Here is a 25,575-nt window from a genome sequence, read left to right on the forward strand (position 1 = left end):
GCGAGTTTGAATTCGCCAAATGTTTCATAAGATGTGCCAGTGCTTTGGAAAGGCTGGTTTCGATAGCAGCCGTTCATCAGGGACTGGTCTGTAAGCCCGAAGTGGGGGAAGTCAGGCTGGGAGATGGCGACGCCTATCCCGGCCCGGACGGAACGGGCAGCATCGGGTTGGCAAAAGGTGCCGTATGCGGTTGGCAGTCACGCGATTCAGCCTCAGCTCCGTGCACGCGCGCGCCTTCAACAATCGGACTTGCGGAAACGTCGTGCGAATTCCAGGGCGTGCGCGACCATCACGGTATTCACCCGGTCAGCTCGCCATCCTCGAACTTGATCAGTCCACCAGCACCCAGGTGATCAATACGGCGATCGGCGTCCTGTTGTTCGCCGGATTGATCCACTTTCCCAGGAGCTCCCGCTATGTCCGACGGCGCAAACTGTTTCGCTGGAGCGCGGGGCCTTGCTCCTCAGTCACCCGATTCCTCGGTGTCTTGAGGGAGCGTTTTTCTCATATCGCCGGCCAGGAACAAGGCTGCTCTCGCAAAGCTCTCCAGCCGATCAATTCGATCGAGCATGGCTTGTTGCTTGGCCTTTTCTTGGCCCTTCAGCAGACCTTCTGCGACGAATCTTGATATCCGCAGTTCCACGGTGGCTTCCAAGCTGCCCTTAAAGGCTTGCTCTAGCCACGGTTTGACCACGTCGACTGACCGTTCGGCGGCAACGCTGAGTGCGTGACGGATCAGCTCCCTGGCTACGTGATCGATGCCGATCGCGAACTCGAAGAGCTTCTTTTCGTCCTCCGTAGCACCTTCAAGCTCTTCGCTGCTAGGCGAGCGCGTGAAAAATCGGAGTTTGTCTTCCTCATTCACGCCCAAGGAATTGAGCGTGCGCATCAGCGGGTCTAGCTCCCTCAGCGGTTGCATGTACGGAGGCAATGTGTACCGGTGTGCCCAGAGTTTCAGGATGACATCCACGCACTCCGCTACCGCTGCATCTCGCACGGTTTCGGACGCATCCTCAGCAGCGGAGATTTTCTCGGCGACCAGGTGCGCCATCCATTGGGCAGTGACATCGTCGCCGAGCTTCAAGCCGGTAACGATCAGCTTGCCGAGCTCGATGACGGCCTTAGAGCGATCTAGTGATTCCATCGTGTCCGATCAGATAGTAGCGGTTGTAGGGATAGTTGTAGAAGGAGTAGTCATCGTTGCCGGTCTCGTCTTTCGGTGGCTTGCGGCGGACCTTGACGCAGACGATCAGAGATGTGTTCGGGCGCCCATCCAACAGTGCGCGAATGAACTTGTCGTCGGCGCTGAGCCGAGAGCCGGTCAAGACGCTGCGCTCCTCCTCGTAGCCAGTGCTGCGCGACCACGATTCGCTTCTCAGCCTGCCGCCGGCTGGTAGCGTCCACGATCTCGCGTCTGGATCCGTCATCGGATTCAGGACATCGAGGATTTCCTGACAAGGGTGCGGGCCCGAGCTACTTACCTTGCCAGCCCATGGGTCATATTCGTCCAGGTTCAACGAGTCGCTTCCCGTCTTTACCCAGCTGAACAGCCTCAACTCTGGGTCATCAGCCTTCTCCTGATAGTCGATGTGATCCGCGTCTGGAAGGTAAATCTCTCCTGGGCTAGGGCTGGTCTGCATAGCGGTTAGCAAGGCCGCTGCGTGACGAGAAGGAACGAGCACAGACCCGACTGACACCGTTTCACCGTCGACCGCATCGGTGGTCATCCAATCGCCCCAGAGAGCCGTCATGCCGTCGTCCGTTGTCAGTTGGTCATCCAGGTACTGTCTATCGACCTGCCAACACCACGAGGCATCAGATCGAGCGTCGCTCGCCGGGCCGACCTTCAGGATCTCGGGATCGCGTCGATCCGCAAGCCACCGGTCATCACCGCGAGTGAGCAACTGTCCTTTCAACCAGTCGTTGAACGGATCCTCTTCCTCATCAGCGCGACGGCGTACCGGTTTGGTCTCCAAGAGCAACGCGGCGACGAACATCATGGCGTGATATGACTGATAGACGACGCTGTCCTCCACTTCGGGCATGCTGCCGTGCGAGTGAGTTGTCTCTCGCCCTCGAAAGAGTCCGCGCTTATAGCGCTGATCATCGGCGCGATGACGAGGCCCTAGCGACATGCGGCCACGCAAGACTGCTCGTGCTCGCCGTTCGATCGACTGCTCCCTCAGTCCAAAGACACGGCCCAACGGAGCGAACCAATACGGACCGATGTCGATGCCGAAGAAGTACCTCTCGTCATCGTCCGCGGCCTCGTCATCCGAGACATCGTCATCAACGATCTCGTGCTGGCCACGGCCGTAGACTTCCGTGGCCAGCGAAGGGCGGTTTGCGCCGTTCGCGATGTCGAGCAAGGCCGTTGGCAACGCACTGACTTGGTTCAGGCGCCTCAATGCATCAGAGGCGAAGTGCCGGATGACGACATGCTGCTCCCTCGCGGAGGAGTCAAGAAATGCTAGAAAAGGTGCAACGGCACGAGGCGCATCCATCGCGCCCCTTGCCAATGCAAGACAGAGCCACTGGCGGGCATGCCACTCATAGAAAACCAGACCGCGGTCAACGAATGGCTGCGGGTCGGCGCCCGATGCGCGAGTGGCCAGCGCGGACAACAGGGATTGCCAGTCGAGCTCAAGACAGTTGCGGACGCAGTGGGCGTGTTTCCAGCGTTCCGCAGTGGACGGGCGCGCCAGACCCGCCCACAAGTAGCCGGCCAAGGCTTCCTCGCAAGAGGATGACGGTGCGAGCGAGTCGTTCCACGGGCCATCGCCGTCTTCACCCTCAAGAGTTTCTTCGAGTAAGTCGAAACCGAAGTTCAACACTTCATCGGCCTCGTCGCTGGTCAAGTGCCGCGCAAGCGGATCCGCCAGATGGAATAACCCTTCCGCATCAAGCGTTTCGAGCTGCGATAGGTACCCCTTGATCCGGGCTGACGCGACGTCCTTCTCTAAGACGATGCCCTCTGCATAGAGTCCATCAAAGGGGCCCTCATGGCCCCAACCGCGGCGCCCCACACGGTCGGGTTCACTCGCAGCCAACGAAAGGGCTGCCTTCTTAAGTTCCTTGCGGACGGACAGGAGCCTCTTGCTCGCCTCGGGGAGATGCCTGATGACGTCCATGAAGCTGAACACACTGAACCCGTCGTCCGACAGGATCGCGCGGAGATATCCGTCGATCTCCGATAGCGTCGCGCGCCGACAGCCTTCCTCATAGAACTCGCGAACGTACGAACGATAGTCAATCTTCTTTAGAGATCGCCGTGCCGCGAGAACCGCAGCCGCGTCGCGGAGATCGACCCCGCGGAAAATGGCATTCCAGTCGGGCTCTTGGACCTCTTTGTGAGGCCCCGCCCAGGGCGCGGGGGCGGCTGTCACCGACTCACTGGCTTTGGCTTCTGATGCCTGAAGCAGCCTTTCCAAATCTGGAAGCGACATCGCCAGTGAGTTGGCCAGAGCCTTGAGTTCGCGCCAGGTGGGTGCTTCGTAGGACTGGATGCGGAGGAATCGGTAGGCGATCCGCAGGATCGATCGTTTCCGATTGTTGTCGGACTCTGCGTCGATGGCCGCTTTGATGTCATTGACGCGTTTCCATCCACTTACCGTGCCACCCAGCGCGACCGCAGCCTTTTTTGGAAGGAGTCCGTGGTCGATCAGGCTGTAGATTGCGACGGGGAATAGCTCGCCAGCAAAGCCGAACTCTCGATCCCGCCAGCGGCTCAGAATTGCGAGACTGGATGAAGGGCAAAGGCCGACCAGCCCCTCGACCAACCGGTCCCAGTCCATGTATTTGTCTCGGGCCATGTGCTCGTAGCTGAGCTCGGCAATCCGTGCAAGCCGATAGGCGGTTCGAGGTCTCGCCTCGCCCGGGCGATGTGCGGCATCCGTGAGATCAAGGAACGTTGTCCATCGAGAGAGGTGTTCCTCTCCGATCTTGCTGGCGATGTCAATCGCCTTGTCGAAATAGGCAGCCGCTTCCGACTTGCTCACGCAAAAGATGGCACGCGCCAGCTCCTGAAGATCGTCAACCCGCGTCTCCGCATCGCTGCGCGACGCGGCGAGCTGATCGAACGCTCTGGAGCTGAGTTGTAGTGAGAGGTCGCCCAATCCTCCCGTTCGTGCGGTTACGCGGCACATCCTCGTGAGAGTGCTCGAATAGATGCGGTCGTTTTTGTCGACCCACTTCAACAGTGCGTCGATCTGAGCTGGCTGAATGGAACCCGCATCGCGCAGGATTTGCACCCACTCGATGGCAGCCGCCTTCTCCAAATTGAAGTTCCGTTGATAGTCGCGCGACGAAGCAGATTTCGTCTGTGCCAGCGCAAGCTCGATTTCGTGAACGAGGTTGGCAGGCTGGCGGCCACAGGCGATCTCAGCGGCCAAGATGAACCAAGGGAGGACGCCCCCTGTCACATGCTGCAGCTGGGACGCGTGTTGGCCCTTAACGGGAGATCCCTCCGACTCAAACTCAGGGCGAACATCCTTTGGCACCAGATCAATCAACTCAATCCGTTTTCCGCGCAGCGCGGCTTCCAAAGCGTAGGCTCGGATGAACTTCGCGCGCTCGGCGTCGAAATCATGAGACTGGCGAGGCGGATCTAACGGTAAGTACCGGCGTAACGTCTCCGCCCAAGTCGCATCGTCGCGCGGAAGGCACCGGAGCGCCAGCGTGATTGCAGACCGGACTCCGTCCAGCACGCTGCTCCCAGACTTCCATGAGAGATCTTCTTCGGGCAACTTGACCTTAGGGTCGACTAAGATGCCAATCAGATGGCGCAGCGGCTCCGCTGGCAACAGATGTGCGACCCGGGCTGCTTCAGTAGCCAGACCCAGCAACATCCAGGCATCCCCCTCGGCGTGTTCGGCGAGTTCATCAAGTCGCTTGAAGTCGCCAACGTCCGCAAGTCGGGCAGCCACGAGCCTTGTGGTTTTCAGCACGGTGGATTTGGGACTCCAACCTTTCAGGAACCGCGCGGCCTCAGCAGGACCTCGCAATCTCAGGACGCCGATAGCAAGCTCGGCGACATCGGCGTCTTTAATCGCGGCCTCCTTCCGACGGTTGCGTGGTTGCTTGCTCCAAGCGATCAACGATTCCCAAGCCATGCGCCACCTGCTGGCGGCCTCTGGAATGAGATCGTTGTTGCCTGCAAGCAGCACCGCCTCGTACGCGTGATGCGAGCCATGGAATCCGCCGCCAAACGTGCGCCTGGAGACCATTTCTTCGATGCGATCCGCCGCAAGCAGAGCGCTGGCAATGTCAGTGTTCTGCTGGATGAGCGTGTTCTGGCGAGCCTCGCCAGCCACCTCGCCGCCGACCTTCAGCGCGAGCTTGGCGGCAGCAACATGCCGCCCCTGCTGCAAGCATGCTCTAAGTGCGAACATCAGGCGTTGCAGCTCGACGTCTCGTCGCTCCAGAGGGTTGAGCTCGGGCAAGCTCTCATTCGAGAGCGCCAGCGCGATCAATTCGTCCATCCGGCCGGCTGACAGTAGCAACTGCGGCAGCGCCGCCGCCACGTAGGAGCTGGTCGCCGCGAGCGGCTTCAGCTTCGCAAGAAACGCATCGAGCGAGGCCGCATCGGGCTTGAACGTCTCGTTGAACCAGGTCTCTGCCGGTTCATCCATGAAGTGCAGACCTGAGTCCTTAACGAAGAGCGGCCGCCCGAACTCTGTGGCAAACGTACGGACGGCGCTCTCGGGAACTCCGGCGATCTGGGCCAAGATGGAAATGGGCACCAGGGGCCGGAGCACCGCGAGGCCCTTGCAGATCAGGTCTATCTGATTCGCCTCGGTCGGACCCCACTCGGCTTTCAGCCTGTTGATGGCATTGCTCAGCAGGCCTCCGATCGCGCGCTGGACCGTTGTCGGTGTTGGACCCAGGGCCCTAAGCATGTCGCCGATGGGCGGGGTGCCCTCCATCGCCAGCGCTTGAACGCGGGGGTTATCGCTGCTGAGAAAAGCGAATTCTGCAACCTCCGCGTCAGTCGCCTCGGGATAGGTTAGCCGTAGATGCGTAGTGGTCTCAGCCTTGGAGAACGACTCCAACTTAACCACGATGCTGTCGAGCGGAGCGCCCAGATGTCCCTGCCGGTGAGACCGGCATGTGAATGCCAACCGCACCCCGTCGGGCATGTCCGTGTTGATCAAGTCATGAACAAAGGCCCGCTCACCAATCTCTTGTGCCGCGATGTGTGCGTTGTCGGCCGCGTCGATGATGATGCAAAGGCTCGCCTGAGGCGTGCGGGCTCTAAGGAGATCAATGGCTTGCTTGAGCCGAGACACGAAGGCCCGCATGAACTGCTTGGGATCCGTGCCGCTGGACGGAATCAAGGGCAGGCAGAGCTGCTGCCCTGCGAGCTCGTTTGCGATTTGGACGAGGGCATCGCGGTACCGATGGCGATACTTCATAGTTTGGCGATAAGTCCCGTCACCGAAGCAGTCGTACAGGACCGTTACCGACCCAGCAGGCATGGCACGAGCCAGGTGAGCAGAAAGAGTCGACTTGCCCACACCACCGTCTGCGTGGATGACTACCGGGCGTTGTGCTGTGAGAAGCGTGGCCAGGATGTCTGCCTGTTGCGCTCGAGGAAGCACCTGTTTCGGCTCCGAGATCAACGAGGGCGCCGGCAGGAGATCAATTTCGGTCACCCGCAGTGCGCGGAGTACGTTATAGAGCCGGACGGAGCGGTCCTTCGCTCCCTCGTCGGTTGCCCGGCGGGTGACCAGCTCCTTCAGTTGGAGCGCAGCCTCGGTATCCGGTTCGGACAGGTATGCGCTCAGGTTTTGACTTAGGAGGTTGCGCTGTTCCCATAGATCCGGCTCACCAGCTTCAACCGAGAAGGCGGCGAAGAAGCTCTGTACGTTGCTGCCAGCTGACGCCGCGTACCGTTTCAGCAACTCGTCAATTTCGCGGTGCCGCGGCGCGGTCGACTCCGCAGCGATATCGGCTAACGCTTCAAAAACAGCTCCATCCATGGGCCTGTTTGTCAGAAAAACGAACCGAACCGTCTTCGCCAGGGCGTCCAGGCCAAGCGACGCCTCCAGCTCCTTGAAACGCCCTGCGAAGCCCTCGATGGTTCCTTTGAGGCCGCTTGCCGTCCAGGGGGCGTGCGCTTGCTTGGACGAGTGTTTGAGCTGCACATAGCGGATGGACTTTGCCGCTGTGACGTCCTCGCTCCCGTAGTACAGGCCGACGTCAATGACCTCGTCGCCAACGCTCGTAGATGCGGCGCCCTCGTCCAGTGACGCTCCTTCGATCGCCACCGCCACCAGGCCATCCTCCCCGGAAAGCAGCCCGAGGCATTGCCGGGCAGCCCATTGATAGTGGAACTGGTCACCGCTCCTGGAGGGACCTACAGAACCTTGCTTCGCCATATTTTCGACACTCCCTGCATCCGCCTTTTGACGTAGTTTACAAGCCCGGGATGTCCTCGGCGGCCCTGCCTGCGACCAGTTCCTTACTTCGAACGTTGTGGGGCCGCTTTCGGGCGTCGAGTTTGGCAAAGTGAAGGACCGCACCCGCTGCAAAGCAGTCGTGGCATTTATCTGTGGAACTTCCGCTCTGGGTCGTAAGCCGACCTTACGCCCAACCAAGCTCATCAATATGGGAAACCACATCCTGCATAACATGGGCTCTTCATCATAAAAGGGGGACGATCAGCATTCATTAAACTTGTTTTTGCGAAGAACGAGCTTAATGGAGCGAATGCCGATGTCCCCAGTAGATTCTATCTTAGGGTTAAAAGATTTAGTAGTTCAGCGCGTGGAGCGGCGCCGCGATATTCATGTTTGGGCCAGACCGGCCAAGCGTGCGGCCTGCGTGCATTGCCGGCAAGCGCCGGTGCGCATTAAAGCGACGCACCAGCGTACGCTCAAGCACACGCGTCAGGGCAACCAGGTCATGGTGCTGCACTTGAGCGTGCCCAAGTACCACTGCACCGATTGCAATCGCTATTTCCGACACCGATTTGCCGGCATTCGCCCTCGGCTTCGAGCTACCGAGGCGTATCGGCTGGAGGTATTTGAAGCCCATGAGGGTGGGGTTAGCCAGCGCAGGCTGACCGTGACACATAAGATTGGCAGTGCCACGGTTGAACGCTGATATCAATCGTTTGTGAAGCAACGGGTCTCAGAGTTATCTGGCCGTAGTTGCCCTCAAGTACTGGGCATTGATGAACACTTCTTTAGCCGCAAGAAGGGCTATGCCACGACGCTCGTCGATTTGAAGCATCACAAGGTATTCGATGTGGTGCTGGGGCGCTCCGAGCCCAGCTTGCGCCGCTATCTAAGCCGTCTGCAAGGGCGCGAGCAGGTCAAGGTGGTGGTCATGGATATGTCCGATACCTATCGCCAGATCGTGCGCAAGTACTTTCCGAACGCCAAGATTGTGGCCGATCGCTTTCATGTGGTTCGCCTGGTGAACCATCATTTTTTGAAGCTGTGGCAGCAGCAAGATCCTGAAGGCAGGAAGCACCGGGGGTTACTAAGTCTGATGCGTCGGCACCGATGGAACCTGACACAAGATCAACAGATTCGCTTGATGCAGTATCTGGAACGGTACCCGGTCCTGAGGGCGCTGTACCAGGCCAAGCAACGCTTGATGCACTTTCTGTTGCTCAAGACCTTGAATGCCAAACGGGCCAGGAAAATGCTGCCGCGCTTTCTGGCGTTAATTGAGCAATTTGCCAACAGTCCGGCCAAGGCGCTGGCCAACACGTTAACATCGTGGCTGGAGCCCATTGTCGGGATGTGGCGCTTCTCCAAATCGAACGGAATCACTGAAGGGTTCCACACGAAGATGGAGATGATTTCACGCAGGGCGTTTGGATTCAGGAATTTGAGAATTACCGCATGCGGGTCTTGGCCCTGTGCGGTTGGAACGGTGTGATTAACCGAGTGTGATGAGTGCCCGTCCCCCGTTTATGGGGAAGAGCCCGGTGTGATCAACCGGGTCTAGTGAATGCCATCCCCCGATTGTGGGGTAGAGCCATAATCCCCCGATGGGGAAGAGCCGCAATTTGGCCACTTTATGCTTAACTGCACAATGGCGGCATCGGCCAGCTGAGGGAAATTTGGTGGGCGGTACAAGGTTCGAACTTGTGACTTCCACCGTGTGAAGGTGGCACTCTACCACTGAGTTAACCGCCCGAGGTAGGGCGCAATTGTACACCAAGTTACGCCGCGACAACGCGCCAGACGCAGGGGCGGCCAGCCGCCTTGTCCAGCCCCGCCAAGTAGTCTTCATGCAGCTGGACGTCTTCGGGGCTCGCCAACAGCACTTTCAAGACCGACGCGTCGAAGCGTTCGATGCGCACACCGTTGGAGTCCATTCCGCCCTCGTCTTCGAAATCCATCAGCAAGGCGTCCTGGCCGCGCGTCATGGCGATCCAGACGTCGGCCAGCAGCTCGGAATCGAGCAAGGCCCCGTGCAGCGTGCGGTGAGCATTGGAAATGCCATAGCGCTCGCACAAGGCATCCAGCGAGTTGCGCTTTCCGGGATGAAGTTCGCGCGCATGCAGCAAGGAGTCGGTCACCTTGGCGCACAACGTGTCGAAGGTGGGCAGGCCAATGCGAGTGAGCTCAGCATTAAGAAACTTGGTGTCGAATGCCGCATTGTGGATGATGACTTCAGCATCCTTGACGTAATCCACCAGTTGCTGCGCGACGTCCTCGAATCGTGGGTGTCCGGACAGGAAATCAGTCGTCAAGCCGTGAATGGCCAGCGCTTCGGGGTCACTGTCGCGGTCGGGATTCAAATACAGATGCAAGTGACGGCCCGTCAAGGTGCGATTCACCATTTCCACACAGGCAAGTTCAACCACCCGATGCCCCCTGGCCGGGTCAAGGCCAGTGGTTTCCGTATCCAGCATAATTTGACGCATATAAATCCTGTTCTCTACAGCTAATACTCTTTACAGCCAATAACACGTTCTGCGCGCGGCAACTGCGCCGTCACTCAGCAACGACCAGTGGCAAATCACCGCTTTGTTGCGCGCCGAGCGGCTTCGTTTTCCGTGCAATCAAGGTGTAGGCCACTGGCACGACGAAAAGTGTCAACAAAGTGCCCAGGCTGAGGCCCCCGACCAGTACCCACCCGATTTGCTGGCGTGATTCGGCGCCTGCGCCGGTCGCATAAGCCAGTGGCAGAACGCCCAGCACCATGGCGCCCGTGGTCATAAGTATAGGACGCAAGCGCAACACGCTCGCTTCGGTGACTGCCTCGAAGATATCGACACCCTCTTCCCGTAGCTGGGTGGCAAATTCGACAATAAGAATTCCATGCTTGGTAATGAGGCCCACCAGGGTAATAAGCCCGATCTGGCTATAGATCGACAAGGTCCCGCCCGAGAGCCACAAGGCCAGCAAGGCGCCTGTCATGGACAACGGTACAGAGAACATGATGACCAGGGGATTGCGCCAGCTTTCGAACTGCGCGGCCAGGACTAGGTAAATAAAGGCCAACGCCATCACGAAAACCAGGTAGATACTTCCTGACGAGTCACGAAACTCGCGGGACTGCCCGTCGAGGTCGGTCTGTACAGTACGCGGCAACGTATCGCTTGCCACCTGGTTCATGTGCTCGAGCACCTCGCCCAGCGCATAGCCCGGAGCGATCGATGCCTGGACCTTCACCGCACGCAACCGGTTGAAGTGGTTCAGCGACTGTGGAGAAACGCTCTCGACCACATCGACAAAATTCGACATCTGCACCATGCTGCCGGCATTGGTACGCAGGTAGATATCGGAAATGTCGGCCGGATCGGCACGATCAGCCTTCTTGACTTGGACGATGACATCGTACTGTTCACCGCTGTCCTGGAAACGCGTGACTTGGCGCCCGCCCAGCATCGACTCCAGCGTACGCCCTACGTCGCCCACGTCGATGCCCACATCGGCCAATTTGTCGCGGTTGACAACCACCCTGAGCTCCGGCGTATTCAGCCGCAAATCCGTGTCGATATTCTGCAGCCCCGGGTAGTCGCGCAGCTTGTCGACGAAGCCGCCTACAAGCTTGGCCATCTCGGGATAGCTGGCCTGGCTCATTATCACGAAATCGACGGGCTTGGACGTGGCACGCTCGCCCAGCGACGGCGGGTTGGTCGGAAAGGCGCGTACACCCGGTAGCGCGGCAAAACTGGGCTGCAACGCCGCGGCAATGCTTTGTTGCGAACGCGACCGCTCATCCCAGGGCTTGAGGCGCAGGATGGCTATGCCGTCGATAACGGTGGGATAGCCGATGATGGTCTGATTGCCACTCGCCTCTGGTATGTCGGCATAGAAGCTTTCAATCTTCATCACGCTTTGCTTGGTGTAGTCCATGGTGGACCCTTCCGGTGCGCTGACCATCCCGTATATGACGCCGCGATCTTCGATGGGGGCAAGCTCGCTTTTAACCGTTTTGAATAAGACAACGCTGCCCGCGGCCACCGCCAGCCCAACCAGCAGCACTATGATGCGGTGCCGCAGTGCGCGCGCCAGGCCATTGCGATAACGCTGGGTCAGGCCCACCAGCAGGTTCTCGATAAAGGTATAGACACGCCCATGGCCGACTTCGTGGCGCAGCATCGTTGCGCACATCATGGGTGTAAGGGTCAGCGCTATGAATCCGGACACCAGCACCGCGCTGGCCAATGTCAGTGCGAATTCAATGAACAGGCGGCCCGTACGGCCGGTGGCAAAGGCCAATGGCGCATACACGGCCACCAATGTAAGCGTCATGGCGACGACGGCAAAGCCGATCTCTTTGGAGCCCAGGAAGGCCGCCTCCAGCCGGGTCTTGCCCTCTTCGATGTGCCGGAAAATATTCTCGAGCACGACAATCGCATCGTCGACAACAAGGCCAATGGCCAGCACCATGGCCAGCAGCGTCAATGTATTGATGGAGAAACCAAACAGGTACATGATCCCGCATGCCCCGATGAGCGACACGGGAATGGTGACAATGGGAATAAGGCTGGCACGCAGGTTGCGCAGGAAAAAGAAAATAACCAGCACCACCAGTATGATTGCCTCGACCACCGTCATATACACCGACTTGATGGACTCTTGTATGAACACGGAGCTGTCGTAGGCAATGGTCAGCTTCATGCCGGCCGGCAGGTTCTCATTGATCAGCGCCACTTCGTCGCGGGCTTCCCTGGACAGATCAAGCGGATTCGCGGTGGATTGCTTGGTAATGCCTATGGTCAGGCTTTGCTCGCCATTGAATCGCGCCAGCACACGGTCGTCGGCAGGTCCGATTTCGACGTCGGCCACATCGCTGAGCCGTACCGGGTAGCCGCGAACATTGGCAACGATCACCCCTTTGAACTGGTCTGGCGTCTGAAGGTCGGTGGAAGACACAACCGAAAATTCCCGGTCCTGGGACTCGATACGCCCGGCCGGTATCAGCACATTCTGCTGGAGCAGCGCCGCTTCGATATCTTGCACAATCAGGCCGTAAGCACCCAGCTTGGCCCGATCGACATACACCCGCATGGAGGGAAGGCGCTCGCCGAACACTCGCACCTCGGCGGCTCCCGGCAACACGGACAGCCGCGTCTTCACGAAACGATTGATGTAGTCCGACGCCTGCAAAGGCGAGTAGTCTCCGGCAGTCACCCCGATATAGATGATGGGGCTGGAGTCGGCCTCGACCTTGCTGATGATGGGCTCGTCGATTTCATCCGGAAGGAATCGCCGGGCCCGCGATACCTTGTCGCGTACTTCTGCCGCAGCGGCATCGGGATCGCGCGACAGATTGAACTTGATATTGATGAGGCTGCGCTCGGACCGGCTGCGTGAGGTCATTACGTTGACCCCTTCAATACCAGCCAATTGATCTTCCAGCGGCTTGGTTACCTGTGATTCCACAACTTCCGGCGACGCGCCTTTGTAGGCAGTGACCACCGACACGACGGGTTCGTCGATAGCGGGATACTCGCGCACGGTCAGTCGCTGGTACGAGATCAAGCCAACCAGCACAATGATCAGCGACAACACTGTCGCGAATACCGGGCGCTTGATGCAGACTTCGGAAAGAATCATGGGAACACCAAAATCAGGAGGCCGCTGGCTTTTCGGCGGGCGGGAGCGCTTCAACAGCGGCTCCGTCTGACACTTTCTGCAAGCCTGAAACCACTATCTGGTCACCCTCGTGCAGGCCGTTGATGACCTCGACCTGGCCGGCGCGTCGCTGGCCTATATTCACCTCGACACGATTGACATGCCCATCGACCAGGCGGAAAACATACTGCGACTGGCCCGACGGGGCAAGTGCCGCCTCGGGCACGACCAAGGCCTGATCGTTCGCAAACTGTAGCTGGACCCGGGCAAACATGCCAGGACGCAAGGCGCCATCGGCGTTCGGCACATCAGCACGCAGCAGGATGGAGCGCCCGCCTACATCGACCAGGGGACTGATCGCGCCCACGACGCCTTCCCGGGTCTGCCCGGGAAGCGCGTCAAACCGCAAAGCCAACTTGATGCCTTCGCGCACCTGCCCCAGGAATTGCTCGGGCACTCGAAAGTCGACGTTGAGCGGATCAATGGATTCAATCGGAACGAGATCGATGCCGGGACTGACATAGTCGCCCACCGACACATTGCGCAGCCCGATTAGACCGTCGAAGGGAGCTCGTATTGCGGTTTTATCCAGATGGGCCTTGGCCAACGCGGCGGCGGCCTGCTGGACCTTTAGCTGGCTGGCCGATTCGTCGCGCGCCTGTTGACTGATGAAACCTTGCTTGGTGAGTTCTACCGCACGTCGGTATTGGCTGGAAGCCAGGCTTAGATTAGCCTGCGCTTGTTGCAATTGCGCCTTGACTACGCTGTCGTCCAGGCGCACCAACACTTGGCCTTTGAGGACCTTGCCGCCTTCATCGAAGTTGATTTCGGCGATACGTCCGGTGACTTCGGGGCGCAACATGACCGAATCCCGGGACCGCAAGCTGCCCACGGCCGAAACCCCCCGTTCCCAGGGAACCTGCTTAACCGGCTCAACCTGCACCGCGATTTTCTTCGGGGCGGCAACTACCACGGAGGCTCCATCGGTCTTCGTCGCCGCCCGCAACGAGTTCGCGTCGCGATCGGCCAGCCACCGGGCACCGCCGACACCCAGCGCTATCCCGGTCGCCAGTATCAGCACAAAGCTTATCGTGGGGTTTTTCATTGAATATAAAAGATCTGGACACAATTTGTGACTGTAGCATTGGAAGGCCGGGTAACTGATACTTTTCTAGCGAAGCGCTGCACGCGCGTGATCCACGCCCAGGTTAGCCAGTTGATCAGCGCGCTCGTTGCCGGGGTCTCCCGCGTGACCGCGCACCCAACGCCAGGTCAATTCATGCTGTGCGACAAGCAGGTCGAGCTCTTGCCACAGATCGGAATTCTTGACCGGCTTCTTGTCGGCGGTACGCCATCCACGCCGTTTCCAGTTCGCCAGCCATTCGCTCATCCCTTTTTGCACGTATTGCGAATCAGTGTGTACGATCACGTCGCAGGGACGCTTCAAGGCCTTTAGTGCCTGGATTACCGCCATAAGTTCCATACGATTGTTCGTGGTATTGGGTTCGCCGCCATATAGCGTTTTTTCGTGTTGCCCCTGGCGCAGCAAAGCGCCCCAACCGCCCAGACCGGGATTTCCTTTGCAGGCACCATCGGTCCATATTTCTACTTGACTGCTGTTCATTAAAGTGTGCTGCCCAGACTATCGCTAAAGGAATGAATCAGAATTTCGGCTCGTTACCACCGCTTGGCGCCGAACGCGTTTTTTTGGTGTTTTCCATACCGGTCCCACCAGCCGCATGCCGGCAACCCGTTTCACCGCCGACACCACGTACACCGCCCCGCAAACCGGCCACCATCGGTCACCCGCCGCCTCCATGAATGCCCAGCGGTCCAGCCACGTTTTACTGGCGCATGGAGGCGCATAACAACCAAAGCGGCCCCGATCAAGCTCGAAGGACAATAGCTTGAACCAGTCCTTCAGGCGCGCGAGCGATACCTGCATATGGGCGGGAATGGGCATCAAGGGATCCAGTCCCGGGATACGCTCGTGTCCGCCCCACAGGCTCCAGGGGTTGAATCCAGATATGACCACCCGCCCTTCGGGCATGAGTACGCGTTCGGCTTCACGCAAGATCTGGTGGGGGTCATTAGAACACTCCAGCACGTGAGGCAGGACCAGCAAGTCAATGCTTTGCGTATCAAAAGGGAGATGCTCGGGGTCGGTTACCAACACGGCACCCTGCTCGCCGGCCTGGTCGAATAAAATCCGGGTACGCCCCTTGAAGGGAATACGGTTTGTCCGTAATAAGTCCCACTGCGGCAGGCCGATTTGTATGGCATGATAACCAAATACATTTGCAACGATGCCGTCGATCTGTTTTTGTTCCCACGCCTGCACATACTGGCCTGGCGCAGTGCCCAGCCACTCAGCCAGCTCTACAATCAGAGGTTGGTCCGCCAACACATGTACTCCCGTAGCTTATGGTAAATACTGAACTTATCCCGATACCCGCATTTTCCGATAACTATATATGGATGGTACGCAAGAACGGACACGCCATTGTTGTCGACCCAGGACAATCCGATCCGGTCATTGCCGTGCTGGATCAGCACGAATTGGTACTGGACGCCATTTTACTGACTCACCACCACGCAGACCATGTGGGAGGCGTCCTGGCATTACAACAGCGAACAGGGGCGGTCGTCTATGGCCCTGCAACAGAAACTTTGCCGGCTTGCGACTACCCGCTGGCCGACGGTGATGCCGTCGAGCTTCCCGAAGTGGGCCTTTCGCTGCATGTGCTGGACATCCCCGGACACACGGCCGGGCATATTGCCTATCACGGGCATTATGCCGGGGGAAAACCCCTGGTTTTCTGTGGCGACACGTTATTTGCAGCAGGATGCGGCCGGATATTTGAAGGGACGCCAACCCAGATGTTCGATTCTCTGGGTGAACTACGGGGTTTACCGCTAGATACACTCGTTTGTTGCGGTCACGAGTACACTCTTGCGAACCTACGTTGGGCGCTCGAAGTAGAGCCCGACAACGCCGCTCTGCATCGGTTGTGGGAATCGGCCGCGCAACTCCGTAAGGAAGGCGCGCCTACATTGCCGTCCACCATCGCCGCCGAGCACCAGACCAACCCTTTTTTTCGAACCTCGCAAGCCACCGTCTCGAACTCCGCCTCGCGCTATGCGGGCAAGCAACTGGATTCAGCCGTAGCGGTTTTTGCAAGTTTGCGTGAATGGAAGAACAATTTCAAATGAATCGCCGATGACCAGCCTACGACTATTCATTCTGCTCATCATAGCAGTCTTGTCTGGATGCGCCACCAACAGTCCCGAAAATCCTTACGCGCCCCCGAAAAAGAACTACACGGCCGCCGAAACGTCGCGCACGATCGATTTGACTCACCCTCCGCGCGACATGTGGGACCGGGTCAGGCGCGGGTTCGCGATACCAAACCTGAACAACGAACTTACCGAACACTGGACCAACTACTACGCATCGCATCCGCAGTCGGTCTTGCTAATGAGCAAGCGCGCAAGCAAATACCTCTACCATATCGTCGACGAGCTCAACCGTCGCGGCTTGCCCACCGAACTGGCCCTTCTGCCTTTTGTCGAAAGTGCCTACAACCCAACCGCCTTGTCGCGTGCCAAGGCGTCGGGTCTCTGGCAGTTCATACCCAGTACGGGCTTGCACTACAACCTGGAGCAGAACGCGTGGCGCGACCAGCGTCGTGATCCCGTAGCCTCGACCAATGCAGCGCTCGATTACCTGGCCTATCTGTACGATTTCCAGGGCGACTGGTATCTGGCACTGGCCTCTTACAACTGGGGCGAAGGGTCGGTCAAGCGTGCCATGGAAAAAAATGCCAAGGCCGGCATTCCAGCCGACTATGCCACCATCAACATGCCATCGGAAACGCGCAACTATGTACCAAAGTTGCAGGCCATCAAGAACATCATTGCCAACCCCAAGAAGTACGGAATAACACTGCCCGACGTCACCAACGAGCCGTACTTCACCAAGGTGCAGGCGGCGCCCACTACCGATATTGAAATCGCCGTCGCCGCCCAGCTTGCCGAAATGCCGCTCGACGAATTCAAATCGCTGAATGCCTCGTTCAACCGGCCTGTCATTCTGGCCGAGCACCAAACCACACTGCTGCTGCCCACAAACCGGGTCGATATCTTCAATGCGAACCTGGCCGCCTACAAGGGCAAGCTCAGTGAATGGCAAACCTATAAAAGCAAATCGGGCGAATCGTACCTGACCATTGCCAAGCAACACGGAATCAGCGTAGCGCAACTGCGCACAATGAATGGCCTGAGCAAAAAAGCGAAAGTCGCCGACGCGCAAACGCTGCTCGTGCCAACGGCCGGGGCCCGCGGCCGCATCCACCTTGCATCGCTTGACGTATCGGCCGACGAACCGGCAGCCCGTTCAAGACCGTCACGCAGCAACAAGGACGTCGTCGTGTTGCGCCGCAAGGCCAACGTCCGCACACATACCGTCAGGGGTGGCGAAACCCTGTTTTCGCTGGCAAAGAAATACAACACTTCCATTACTGAACTGCGCAAGCTGAACAACATCAAGGGCAGCAAATTGGCCAAGGGTGTTCGACTGCGCGTGCCCGGAACAAGCATCCGCGGCTAAACTAGCAAATCAAGAAAAAAGGATTTATCAAATGGGTTTCCTCAACGGCAAGCGCATACTCGTAACCGGTGTCCTATCAAACCGGTCAATCGCCTATGGCATCGCGCATGCGTGCAAGCAGCAAGGCGCCGAGCTCGCCTTCACCTATGTCGGCGATCGCTTCAAAGAGCGCGTTACCGAATTTGCCGCCCAACTCGGTAGCAATATCGTCATTCCCTGTGACGTTGCCGAAGACGACCAGATCGAGAACACATTCAAGGAACTACAGGAACAATGGGACGGCCTCGATGGGCTGGTCCATTCCATTGGCTTTGCCCCGCGCGAATCACTCAACGGCGATCTGCTGGAAGGCCTCTCACGCGAGGCATTTCGCATCGCACACGACATCTCGGCCTACAGCTTCCCAGCACTTGCCAAAGCGGCACTGCCCATGCTCAAAGGACGCAAGAGTTCAGTACTGACGCTTACCTACCTGGGCGCTGAGAAAGTCGTTCCACACTACAACACGATGGGGCTGGCCAAGGCCTCGCTCGAAGCCAGCGTGCGCTACCTTGCCTCGGCGCTCGGCCCCCTGGGAATACGGGCCAACGGCATTTCCGCAGGTCCGATCAAAACACTCGCAGCCAGCGGCATCAAAGACTTCTCCGCCATTTTCAAGTATGTGGAAGCCCACGCACCTATGCGGCGCAATGTGACCATTGAAGACGTCGGTAACGTGGCCGCCTTCATGCTGTCGGACCTGGCTGCCGGCATTACCGGCGAGATCACCCACGTCGACAGTGGGTTTTCAACCGTCGTGCCAGGAATGGAATAAGACGACAGGCTCAGCCGGGGAAAAGCACCGGCGCCTGGCCCGCTACCCATGGCGGGTACTTGCCCATGATTCGTTCGAACAGCGGTGACTGCGCCCATCGCTGCAACCAGGCCTGAAGCCGCGGCCACGGCTGACTCTCGAACCAGTCGCGATCGGTGTGGGCGAACTGGCGCACGAACGGGGCAATCGCCGCATCGGCCACCGTCAGGCGGTCGCCGAACAAGAAAGGAGTCGTTGCCAGCTGCGACTCAAGCTGAAACAGCCATGATGCGGCATCATCCCGATGAGCCCTGCCGTCGACATCGTCATAGCGTTGCGGATATTTATAGCGATCGAGATGGTGCTTGAACTGGCCATCGCACTGGGCGATCAAGTCCATCGCTGCGGATACGCCGTCCGGATCCAACGCCAGCCATGCATGCGGATCGTTTTGCCTTAAGGCCCACAGCATGATGTCCAGGCTCTGTTCAATGACGGCGCCGCCGGGCTCTATCAGCACCGGAACCGTGGCCTTGGGTGATGCGTCGAGCAAGGCCTGTGGCTTGTCGCGCAATACCACTTCCCGTAGTTCGCATACCAGGCCGCTGGCCACGAGCGCGGATCGCGCACGCATCGCGTATGGACAACGCCGAAATGAATAAAGGACAGGAATCGACAAGGCCGCCCCTTCTTCTATTAATTGAACAAAATGCGCGGTTGGCGTTTTTCGACTGAGCATGCCGCCTTATTGGCGTGCGTCAGCGTGATCACGCACCGGCCTTCGTCGCCGTAGCCGCGGCTTCGGCCTTCTGTCTCATGGCCTCTTCTTTGGCGGCTTTCTTCAGTTCGACGCGTACACCAATATGCCTGTCGGCACGCTTCCTGGCCAGTTCCACTTGTTTCTGCCTTTCCGCAAACCGCTGCTTCTGTTCGTCGGTATGCTTGTCGTGGCAATGCGGACAACTGACCCCTTCCACGAAATGGCTGGATGATTTGTCGGCGGCACTAAGCGGCAAACGGCAAGCGCGGCAAAATTCGTAATGGCCTTGCTCCAGACCATGCAGCACCGACACCCGTTCGTCGAAGACGAAGCACTCGCCATCCCACCGGCTTTCTTCGGACGGAACCGTTTCCAGGTACTTGAGAATACCGCCTTCCAGGTGATACACCTCGTCGAACCCGAGCGTGCGCATGTAGGCGGTGGATTTTTCGCAGCGTATACCGCCTGTACAGAACATGGCCAGACGCGGCTTGTTATGAAGCACGCCACCTTCGGCGGACTGCTCTTTCACCCATTGTGGAAATTCCGTAAAGCTGGTGGTGTGCGGATTGACCGCCCGCTTGAATGTACCGATAGACACTTCATAATCGTTGCGCGTATCAACGACGACGACGTCGGGGTCATCGATGAGCGCGTTCCATTCCTGAGGACTGACATACGTCCCGGCCATGGTCTCGGCCTGCACATTGGGTATGCCCATGGTCACGATCTCGCGCTTGAGTTTTACCTTCATGCGATAAAACGGCATTTTGTCGGACCAGGATTCCTTGTGCACCAATGTCTTCAGGCGCGGGTCGTTACGCAAGAATTGCAGTACAGCCTGGATTCCGGCCGATGGGCCGGCGATGGTGCCGTTGATGCCTTCTTCCGCCAGCAGCAACGTACCCTTTACGTCATGCGTTTCGCAGCATGCCAGCAAGGGCGCCTGCAATGCCTCGAAGTCGGGAAGATGGACGAACTTATACAGCGCTGCAACTAAAAAAGAAGCCATGGTCGTTAAAAAAGTAAGAGCGGGAACTCTTGATTTTAACGCTTTGCCGGTACGGAGTTATCAGGCCGGCGACTTCACATGTTTTTTTCCGTAGCGCTCGTTGCCGACGCCGCTCATGCTGATGATGCTCTTGGCCGAGGCCTGCTTGGCACGTTCTTCGTTGATGAGGAGCAACGTGTCCGTCTGCAGCGGACGAAATGGTGTTGGGGTTCGTGGCTTGACTAGCATAGTGGTCTCACAATCAAAAAATCCAATCCAGCCTTAAACATACCCTTTTTTTATGAAAATTTTGCGAAAAGTAGCCAAAGCGCTCGTAAACCCCAATGTTTGAGCCCCTAGCCAGCGGCCATTTTTCAGCCAGTAACGTGACACCCCTCTTGGCCTCATCACTATGCCCGGCCGTAAATGCTAAATTGGCATGCGATCAATTTATGGTGCTGGTATGGATTCATTGACACAAGCCGTCCTGGGCGCGGGGATCTCGGGCGCCATGCTCGGACGCTTCCATGGGCGCAAGGCACTGTTGGCCGGCGCCCTGCTGGCATCCCTGCCGGACATGGACGTGCTCATCGACTACGGTGATCCCATATCGGGAATGATCAACCATCGCGGATTTTCTCACTCCCTTTTTGTTCTCACCGGCGTGGCAGTGCTGCTGACGGCCGCATTACGGCGGTGGCGGCCCTCGCAAGAGTACGGCGCGGGCCGCCTGCTGGCGACGCTATGCCTGATACTGCTGACCCACCCCTTGCTGGACGCCTTCACCAGCTATGGCACGCAACTGTGGTGGCCATTGAGGCCCACGCCAACAAGCGGGTCCAGCATTTTTATTATCGACCCCTTCTACACCTTGCCGCTGCTGGCCGGGGTACTGGTGGCAGCCATCGCTGGACCAGGCAGGCGCACCCGGCGCGCCCTGGTATGTGTATTGGGTGCCAGCACGATCTATCTTGCCTTGTCGCTTGCAGCAAAAGCAACGGTAGAGCAACGGGCAAGCAGAATTCTCGAACAGGACGGTATACAAACGGTCGCGATGTTCTCCACGCCGGAGCCTTTCAACATACTGCTTTGGCGCGTGGTTGCCCGCACTGCCGATGATCACTATGTGGAGCTTATCAGCAGCTTGCTCGACAGCGCGCCGCCCGAACGTATTGTGCTTCCCTTGAACAACGCCCTCGCCACTGAACTGCCGCCCTTGCCTCAACTGGACGGACTGCGCTGGTTCACCGACAACTGGCTGCGCTACGACGAAATTGACGGACAACTTGTAGTCACCGATCTGCGCATGGGCTTGGGCACGGGCCACTACTCGTTCCGGTTCCGGATTGCGACCCGCACAGAACCTGGCGGCACATGGGAAACCGTCACTCCCGCTTACTGGCCCGGCAAACGCGACATGGCAGCCCTGAAGGCTACCGTTCGCCGGATCTGGCAGCAGTCGCCGCCGCTACCCCTTACGCAATGGGAACGGCAAATGACCTTGCCGCCCGCAAGCGCACCCGATTCGTAGCGACACGGGCATAAGATCAGGCGCCCAGCCGCGCGCGCAGTTGCTGAAGGAAGGCGGGAAGCTCAGCAGGGAGGCGATGGGCAAGCTTATCGAAAAGCTCTGCATGCGAGTCGAGCTCCTTGCGCCATGCCTCGCGATCGATGTCCGTGATGCGGTCAAATTTCGCTTCGTCGAAATCCAGTCCTTCCCAGCTGATTTCGCCATGCAGCGGGGTAATGCCGAACAGTTTGTCCTCGCCTTGTGCCGTGCCTTCGATACGCTGGAGCATCCACTTGAGCACACGCATGTTCTCGCCAAAACCGGGCCAGATAAAGCGGCCGTGCTCGTCGGTTTGAAACCAGTTCACGCAAAAAATCCGTGGCAATGTCGCGCCGGACGCCTGCAGCTGCAAGCCCAGCTCAAGCCAGTGCGCGAAGTAAGAACTCATGTTGTAGCCGCAGAAAGGCAGCATGGCAAAAGGATCGCGGCGTACCACACCCTGGGCGCCCGCAGCCGCCGCGGTGGTTTCCGACCCCAGTGTGGCCGCCATATAGACGCCTTCGATCCAGCTGCGCGCCTCGGTCACCAGTGGAACCGTATCTGATCGGCGCCCGCCGAAAATGAAGGCATCAATGGCGACGCCGTCGGGATTGTCCCATTCCGGATCGATGGCCGGGTTCTGGACCGCCGCAACCGTAAACCGGGCATTGGGATGCGCCGCCTTGCGCCCGGAATCCGGCGTCCAATCCTTGCCTTGCCAATCCAGGCAGTGCGCGGGCGCGGGACCCATGCCCTCCCACCAGACATCGCCATCGTCAGTCAGGGCCACGTTGGTGAAGATGACGTTCTCCCGCAGGGAAGCCATGCAGTTGAAATTGGTTTTCTCGTTGGTGCCGGGCGCAACGCCGAAATAACCCGCCTCGGGATTGATCGCATACAGGCGTCCATCCGGTCCCGGCTTGATCCACGCAATGTCATCGCCAATGGTCGTGATTTTCCAGCCGGGCAGAGACTGCGGCGGAATCATCATGGAGAAATTGGTTTTCCCGCACGCCGACGGAAAGGCGGCTGCCAAGTGCATCTTCTTGCCTTGCGGCGATGTGACACCCAGCACCAGCATGTGCTCGGCCATCCAGCCTTGCTCACGACCCATAGCCGACGCAATGCGCAGCGCAAAACACTTCTTGCCCAGCAACGCATTTCCACCATACCCTGATCCGAATGACCAGATCTCGCGATCTTGCGGATAATGGACAATGTACTTCGTATCGTTGCAAGGCCAAGCTACGTCCGCTTCTCCGGCAGCCAAGGGCTTGCCGACGGAATGGACGCAAGGCACGAAATCGCCATCCGTTCCCAATACGTCGTAGACCTGGCTGCCCATGCGCGTCATCATTCGCATATTGGCCACCACATAGGGAGAATCTGAGAGCTCTACGCCAATATGGGCGATGGGCGATCCCAGTGGTCCCATGGAAAACGGGATGACATACATGGTGCGCCCACGCATGCAACCGGCGAAAAGACCCGCAAGCGTTTGACGCATGGCTTCAGGAGCAGCCCAGTTATTGGTAGGTCCGGCGTCTTCTTCGTTCTCGGAGCAGATGAACGTGCGATCTTCCACACGTGCCACATCGCTGGGATCAGACCACGCGAGGTAGGAATTAGGTCTTTTCAACGGATCCAGGCGACGCAGAGTCCCGGCGCGTACCATCAAATCGCACAGCCGGTCGTATTCCTGTTCAGAACCGTCACACCATTCGATACGATCAGGCTGAGTTAGCGCAGCGATTTCCGCGACCCAGGCAATTAGACGGGTATGGCGCAAGCCCGGAGGCGCGTTCAATTCAACAGGTAACTGTGGACTGGCTATGATATTCATAGAAACTTTCTCCATCATGGATTGCATCGTCTAGAGGCATTTGAGCCGCAGAGCCATTCTACGACCTATCACCGAGGCCGTCTCCTAATCCGTTCAGTCTAGGTAACTACTGCTAGGATACGGTCTGTCATCAGACAAGCAGACAGCCTATAATGCCCACTTACTCATTCTCGTTCACGGTCCTCGGCATGTCTGAACTTTCGCGTCCCACGCTTTCGCTGCAAAGGCCAGAAAATCTGTCCGTTCAGCTCGCCAAGAATCTCAGCGAGCGCATTGCCAACGGCGAGCTTAAAGCCGGGGACAAGTTGCCCAGCGAACACGAAATGGTAGCCGCGTACGGCGTCAGCCGCACGGTCGTGCGCGAAGCGGTGTCCCACTTGAAAAGCTCCGGCCTGGTCGTTTCCCGTCAAGGAGTGGGCGTGTTCGTCCTCGAGCCGTCTGCCGCAACGCCATTTCGCATTGACGTGGAAGAGCTTGGCACGGTGAAAGAAGTGATCAAGCTGCTGGAGCTCCGTATCAGCCTGGAATCTGAAGCGGCGGCGCTTGCAGCGGTCCGTCGCACCGACGAACACCTGGCGAACCTGCGTAGCGCGCTCGACCTGATGGCCCGCGGCATCGATGCACATGAAGACGCGGCCGATATGGATTTTTTGTTTCATCAAGGAATTGCCCAGGCGACCGATAACCACTATTTCATGGAGTTATTCGGCTATCTGGGCATGATGGCAATTCCGCGCTCCCGGATCGGGATGTTCAAGTCGGACACAGGCGCACGCGAAACCTATCTGCAGAAAGTCCATCATGAACATGAAGCGATATTCCGTGCCATCGTCACGAAGGACGCGGACGCAGCCAGCACCGCCATGCGTCGGCATTTGAGTAACAGCCGCAACCGCTTGAAAGCGGCGGCCGAATCACTGGGAACACCCGTGCCCTAAGCATGACAAGAGCCGAAAGACGGTTCAAAATTTTGCTTGTATGACAACTGACAAGCATATATGATTCAAAAACCGCTGCAGTGCCAGCCCCCACTATTTACGAGGAAACCCATGTCGATCGATGCACAGGAATTGAAGCAAGTCATAGGTGCAGGCTTGCTGTCTTTTCCATTGACGGATTTTGACGAGCAACATGACTTCAACAAGTCGTCCTACCGCAAACGGCTTGAGTGGCTGAAATCCTATGACGCCAGTGCACTTTTTGCCGCAGGCGGAACCGGTGAGTTCTTTTCACTCGCCAAAGATGAATACGCCGATATCATTGGCACGGCCGTGGATGAATGCAGAGGCCAGATGCCCATTATTGCGGGAACCGGCTACGGCACACGCGTCGCCATCGAGTACGCGGTCGAGGCCGAACGCCAGGGTGCCGATGGCATACTCATCCTCCCGCACTATTTGACTGAAGCCGACCAGGAAGGCCTTCGCCGCCATGTCGTCGCGATATGCAAATCGGTCTCGATCGGCGTCATCGTGTATAACCGCGGCTTATGCCGCCTGAATGCCGAGACCGTCGAGAAGATTGCCGATGAGTGCCCGAACCTGGTGGGGTTCAAGGACGGGTTCGGCGATATTGAATTGATGATGTCCATCCGTTCCCGCTTGGGCGACCGCCTGGCTTATATAGGCGGGCTGCCCACTGCCGAAGTATTCGCGTCTGCCTGCAAAGCCATGGGCGTATCGACCTATTCCTCTGCCGTATTCAATTTCATACCGCGAACCGCCGTCGAGTTTTATAACGCCTCGGTCAATAACGACAGTGCCACGATGGATCATTTGCTCAAGACCTTCTTTTTCCCATATCTGGAGCTACGCAATAGCGGACAAGGCTACGCCGTCAGCATCGTCAAGGCGGGCGCAACGGTTGTCGGCAAGACAGCGGGTCCGGTACGCACACCGCTCTGCGACCTTAGTCCCGCGCAACATGAACAGTTGCGCACCCTGATAGATCGTCTCGGCCCCCAATAATTCGAAGACCGACT

At 58.3% G+C, this 25,575-nt stretch carries 19 protein-coding genes and 1 tRNA gene; 8 read left to right on the forward strand and 12 right to left on the reverse strand.

All coding sequences use genetic code 11. From position 1 onward, the window contains the following. Window positions 1-463 precede the first annotated feature (463 nt). Window positions 464-1,144, reverse strand: coding sequence for an AVAST type 3 anti-phage protein Avs3b (avs3b, locus tag CR159_RS07915; RefSeq protein ID WP_102073477.1), 681 nt, complete (start codon window positions 1,142-1,144; stop codon window positions 464-466). Then, the gene (gene avs3a / locus CR159_RS07920; protein WP_102073478.1) at window positions 1,122-7,379 is read right to left on the reverse strand and encodes an AVAST type 3 anti-phage nuclease/ATPase Avs3a; all 6,258 of its coding nucleotides are present in this window, start codon (window positions 7,377-7,379) and stop codon (window positions 1,122-1,124) included. The genes avs3b and avs3a overlap by 23 nt, the downstream gene beginning before the upstream one ends. Window positions 7,380-7,716: 337 nt before the next feature. Between avs3a and CR159_RS22220 the strand changes: the two genes are divergently transcribed. Together CR159_RS22220 and CR159_RS21660 are read left to right on the forward strand one after the other, a co-directional pair. After that, the gene (locus CR159_RS22220) at window positions 7,717-8,106 is read left to right on the forward strand and encodes a transposase family protein (protein WP_199173264.1); all 390 of its coding nucleotides are present in this window, start codon (window positions 7,717-7,719) and stop codon (window positions 8,104-8,106) included. Window positions 8,107-8,118: 12 nt separating this feature from the next. Next, window positions 8,119-8,892, forward strand: coding sequence for an ISL3 family transposase (locus CR159_RS21660; RefSeq protein WP_199173265.1), 774 nt, complete (start codon window positions 8,119-8,121; stop codon window positions 8,890-8,892). A gap of 185 nt (window positions 8,893-9,077) precedes the next feature. On the opposite strand, the gene CR159_RS07930 is transcribed toward CR159_RS21660, so the two are convergent. The 6 genes from CR159_RS07930 to CR159_RS07955 all read right to left on the reverse strand — a co-directional run bounded on the left by CR159_RS07930 (window position 9,078) and on the right by CR159_RS07955 (window position 15,456). Then, window positions 9,078-9,152: transfer RNA gene (locus CR159_RS07930), tRNA-Val, on the reverse strand. Window positions 9,153-9,178: 26 nt separating this feature from the next. Then, the gene (dnaQ, locus tag CR159_RS07935) at window positions 9,179-9,886 is read right to left on the reverse strand and encodes a DNA polymerase III subunit epsilon (protein ID WP_102073479.1); all 708 of its coding nucleotides are present in this window, start codon (window positions 9,884-9,886) and stop codon (window positions 9,179-9,181) included. Between the two features lie 70 nt (window positions 9,887-9,956). Continuing rightward, entirely contained in the window at window positions 9,957-13,031 is a 3,075-nt protein-coding gene (locus CR159_RS07940) for an efflux RND transporter permease subunit (protein WP_102073614.1), read from the reverse strand. 13 nt (window positions 13,032-13,044) lie between these two features. After that, window positions 13,045-14,154, reverse strand: a complete 1,110-nt coding sequence (locus tag CR159_RS07945; RefSeq protein ID WP_102073480.1) for an efflux RND transporter periplasmic adaptor subunit — start codon at window positions 14,152-14,154, stop codon at window positions 13,045-13,047. 66 nt (window positions 14,155-14,220) lie between these two features. Further along, the gene (gene rnhA / locus CR159_RS07950) at window positions 14,221-14,673 is read right to left on the reverse strand and encodes a ribonuclease HI (protein WP_102073481.1); all 453 of its coding nucleotides are present in this window, start codon (window positions 14,671-14,673) and stop codon (window positions 14,221-14,223) included. A 24-nt stretch (window positions 14,674-14,697) separates the two neighbouring features. Continuing rightward, entirely contained in the window at window positions 14,698-15,456 is a 759-nt protein-coding gene (locus CR159_RS07955) for a class I SAM-dependent methyltransferase (RefSeq protein ID WP_102073482.1), read from the reverse strand. A gap of 17 nt (window positions 15,457-15,473) precedes the next feature. Between CR159_RS07955 and gloB the strand changes: the two genes are divergently transcribed. From gloB to fabI, 3 genes are read left to right on the forward strand one after another with little or no spacing between them, the layout of a single operon-like run. After that, window positions 15,474-16,262, forward strand: a complete 789-nt coding sequence (gene gloB / locus CR159_RS07960; RefSeq protein ID WP_102073483.1) for a hydroxyacylglutathione hydrolase — start codon at window positions 15,474-15,476, stop codon at window positions 16,260-16,262. A 7-nt stretch (window positions 16,263-16,269) separates the two neighbouring features. Next, window positions 16,270-17,658, forward strand: a complete 1,389-nt coding sequence (locus tag CR159_RS07965; protein ID WP_102073484.1) for a transglycosylase SLT domain-containing protein — start codon at window positions 16,270-16,272, stop codon at window positions 17,656-17,658. Between the two features lie 31 nt (window positions 17,659-17,689). Next, window positions 17,690-18,472 carry an enoyl-ACP reductase FabI gene (gene fabI, locus CR159_RS07970; RefSeq protein ID WP_102073485.1) on the forward strand — a complete coding sequence of 261 codons (783 nt, stop codon included), beginning with the start codon at window positions 17,690-17,692 and terminating at the stop codon, window positions 18,470-18,472. A gap of 10 nt (window positions 18,473-18,482) precedes the next feature. On the opposite strand, the gene CR159_RS07975 is transcribed toward fabI, so the two are convergent. The 3 genes from CR159_RS07975 to CR159_RS21560 form a co-directional block, all read right to left on the reverse strand. Continuing rightward, window positions 18,483-19,085, reverse strand: coding sequence for a glutathione S-transferase (locus CR159_RS07975; RefSeq protein WP_233208218.1), 603 nt, complete (start codon window positions 19,083-19,085; stop codon window positions 18,483-18,485). Window positions 19,086-19,218: 133 nt separating this feature from the next. Continuing rightward, window positions 19,219-20,223: an oxygen-dependent tRNA uridine(34) hydroxylase TrhO gene (trhO, locus tag CR159_RS07980; protein WP_102073487.1), complete on the reverse strand. Its 1,005-nt coding sequence runs from the start codon at window positions 20,221-20,223 to the stop codon at window positions 19,219-19,221. 60 nt (window positions 20,224-20,283) lie between these two features. Continuing rightward, window positions 20,284-20,451 carry a hypothetical protein gene (locus CR159_RS21560; protein ID WP_158238522.1) on the reverse strand — a complete coding sequence of 56 codons (168 nt, stop codon included), beginning with the start codon at window positions 20,449-20,451 and terminating at the stop codon, window positions 20,284-20,286. 214 nt (window positions 20,452-20,665) lie between these two features. Between CR159_RS21560 and CR159_RS07985 the strand changes: the two genes are divergently transcribed. Next, on the forward strand, window positions 20,666-21,733 hold the full coding sequence (locus CR159_RS07985) for a metal-dependent hydrolase (protein ID WP_102073488.1): 1,068 nt from the start codon (window positions 20,666-20,668) through the stop codon (window positions 21,731-21,733). Between the two features lie 16 nt (window positions 21,734-21,749). On the opposite strand, the gene CR159_RS07990 is transcribed toward CR159_RS07985, so the two are convergent. Next, window positions 21,750-23,594: a phosphoenolpyruvate carboxykinase (GTP) gene (locus tag CR159_RS07990; protein WP_102073489.1), complete on the reverse strand. Its 1,845-nt coding sequence runs from the start codon at window positions 23,592-23,594 to the stop codon at window positions 21,750-21,752. Between the two features lie 188 nt (window positions 23,595-23,782). Here CR159_RS07990 and CR159_RS07995 point away from each other — a divergent pair, with 188 nt between their 5' ends. After that, window positions 23,783-24,532 (forward strand): FadR/GntR family transcriptional regulator, encoded by a 750-nt coding sequence (locus tag CR159_RS07995; RefSeq protein ID WP_102073615.1) that lies wholly within the window; start codon window positions 23,783-23,785, stop codon window positions 24,530-24,532. A gap of 111 nt (window positions 24,533-24,643) precedes the next feature. Further along, entirely contained in the window at window positions 24,644-25,561 is a 918-nt protein-coding gene (kdgD, locus tag CR159_RS08000) for a 5-dehydro-4-deoxyglucarate dehydratase (RefSeq protein WP_199173266.1), read from the forward strand. Window positions 25,562-25,575 lie beyond the last annotated feature (14 nt).

This window comes from Pollutimonas subterranea (assembly GCF_002849655.1).
Taxonomy (GTDB): Bacteria; Pseudomonadota; Gammaproteobacteria; order Burkholderiales; family Burkholderiaceae_B; genus Pollutimonas; species Pollutimonas subterranea.

Excerpts from the sequence above, each read along its gene's own strand:
- avs3b (WP_102073477.1), bottom strand. The coding sequence starts at position 1,144 with ATGGAATCACTAGATCGCTCTAAGGCCGTCATCGAGCTCGGCAAGCTG.
- avs3a (WP_102073478.1), bottom strand. The coding sequence starts at position 7,379 with ATGGCGAAGCAAGGTTCTGTAGGTCCCTCCAGGAGCGGTGACCAGTTC.
- CR159_RS22220 (WP_199173264.1), top strand. The coding sequence starts at position 7,717 with ATGTCCCCAGTAGATTCTATCTTAGGGTTAAAAGATTTAGTAGTTCAG.
- dnaQ (WP_102073479.1), bottom strand. The coding sequence starts at position 9,886 with ATGCGTCAAATTATGCTGGATACGGAAACCACTGGCCTTGACCCGGCC.
- CR159_RS07940 (WP_102073614.1), bottom strand. The coding sequence starts at position 13,031 with ATGATTCTTTCCGAAGTCTGCATCAAGCGCCCGGTATTCGCGACAGTG.
- CR159_RS07945 (WP_102073480.1), bottom strand. The coding sequence starts at position 14,154 with ATGAAAAACCCCACGATAAGCTTTGTGCTGATACTGGCGACCGGGATA.
- rnhA (WP_102073481.1), bottom strand. The coding sequence starts at position 14,673 with ATGAACAGCAGTCAAGTAGAAATATGGACCGATGGTGCCTGCAAAGGA.
- gloB (WP_102073483.1), top strand. The coding sequence starts at position 15,474 with ATGGTAAATACTGAACTTATCCCGATACCCGCATTTTCCGATAACTAT.
- CR159_RS07965 (WP_102073484.1), top strand. The coding sequence starts at position 16,270 with ATGACCAGCCTACGACTATTCATTCTGCTCATCATAGCAGTCTTGTCT.
- fabI (WP_102073485.1), top strand. The coding sequence starts at position 17,690 with ATGGGTTTCCTCAACGGCAAGCGCATACTCGTAACCGGTGTCCTATCA.
- CR159_RS07975 (WP_233208218.1), bottom strand. The coding sequence starts at position 19,085 with ATGCGTGCGCGATCCGCGCTCGTGGCCAGCGGCCTGGTATGCGAACTA.
- trhO (WP_102073487.1), bottom strand. The coding sequence starts at position 20,223 with ATGGCTTCTTTTTTAGTTGCAGCGCTGTATAAGTTCGTCCATCTTCCC.
- CR159_RS21560 (WP_158238522.1), bottom strand. The coding sequence starts at position 20,451 with ATGCTAGTCAAGCCACGAACCCCAACACCATTTCGTCCGCTGCAGACG.
- CR159_RS07985 (WP_102073488.1), top strand. The coding sequence starts at position 20,666 with ATGGATTCATTGACACAAGCCGTCCTGGGCGCGGGGATCTCGGGCGCC.
- CR159_RS07990 (WP_102073489.1), bottom strand. The coding sequence starts at position 23,594 with ATGAATATCATAGCCAGTCCACAGTTACCTGTTGAATTGAACGCGCCT.
- CR159_RS07995 (WP_102073615.1), top strand. The coding sequence starts at position 23,783 with ATGTCTGAACTTTCGCGTCCCACGCTTTCGCTGCAAAGGCCAGAAAAT.
- kdgD (WP_199173266.1), top strand. The coding sequence starts at position 24,644 with ATGTCGATCGATGCACAGGAATTGAAGCAAGTCATAGGTGCAGGCTTG.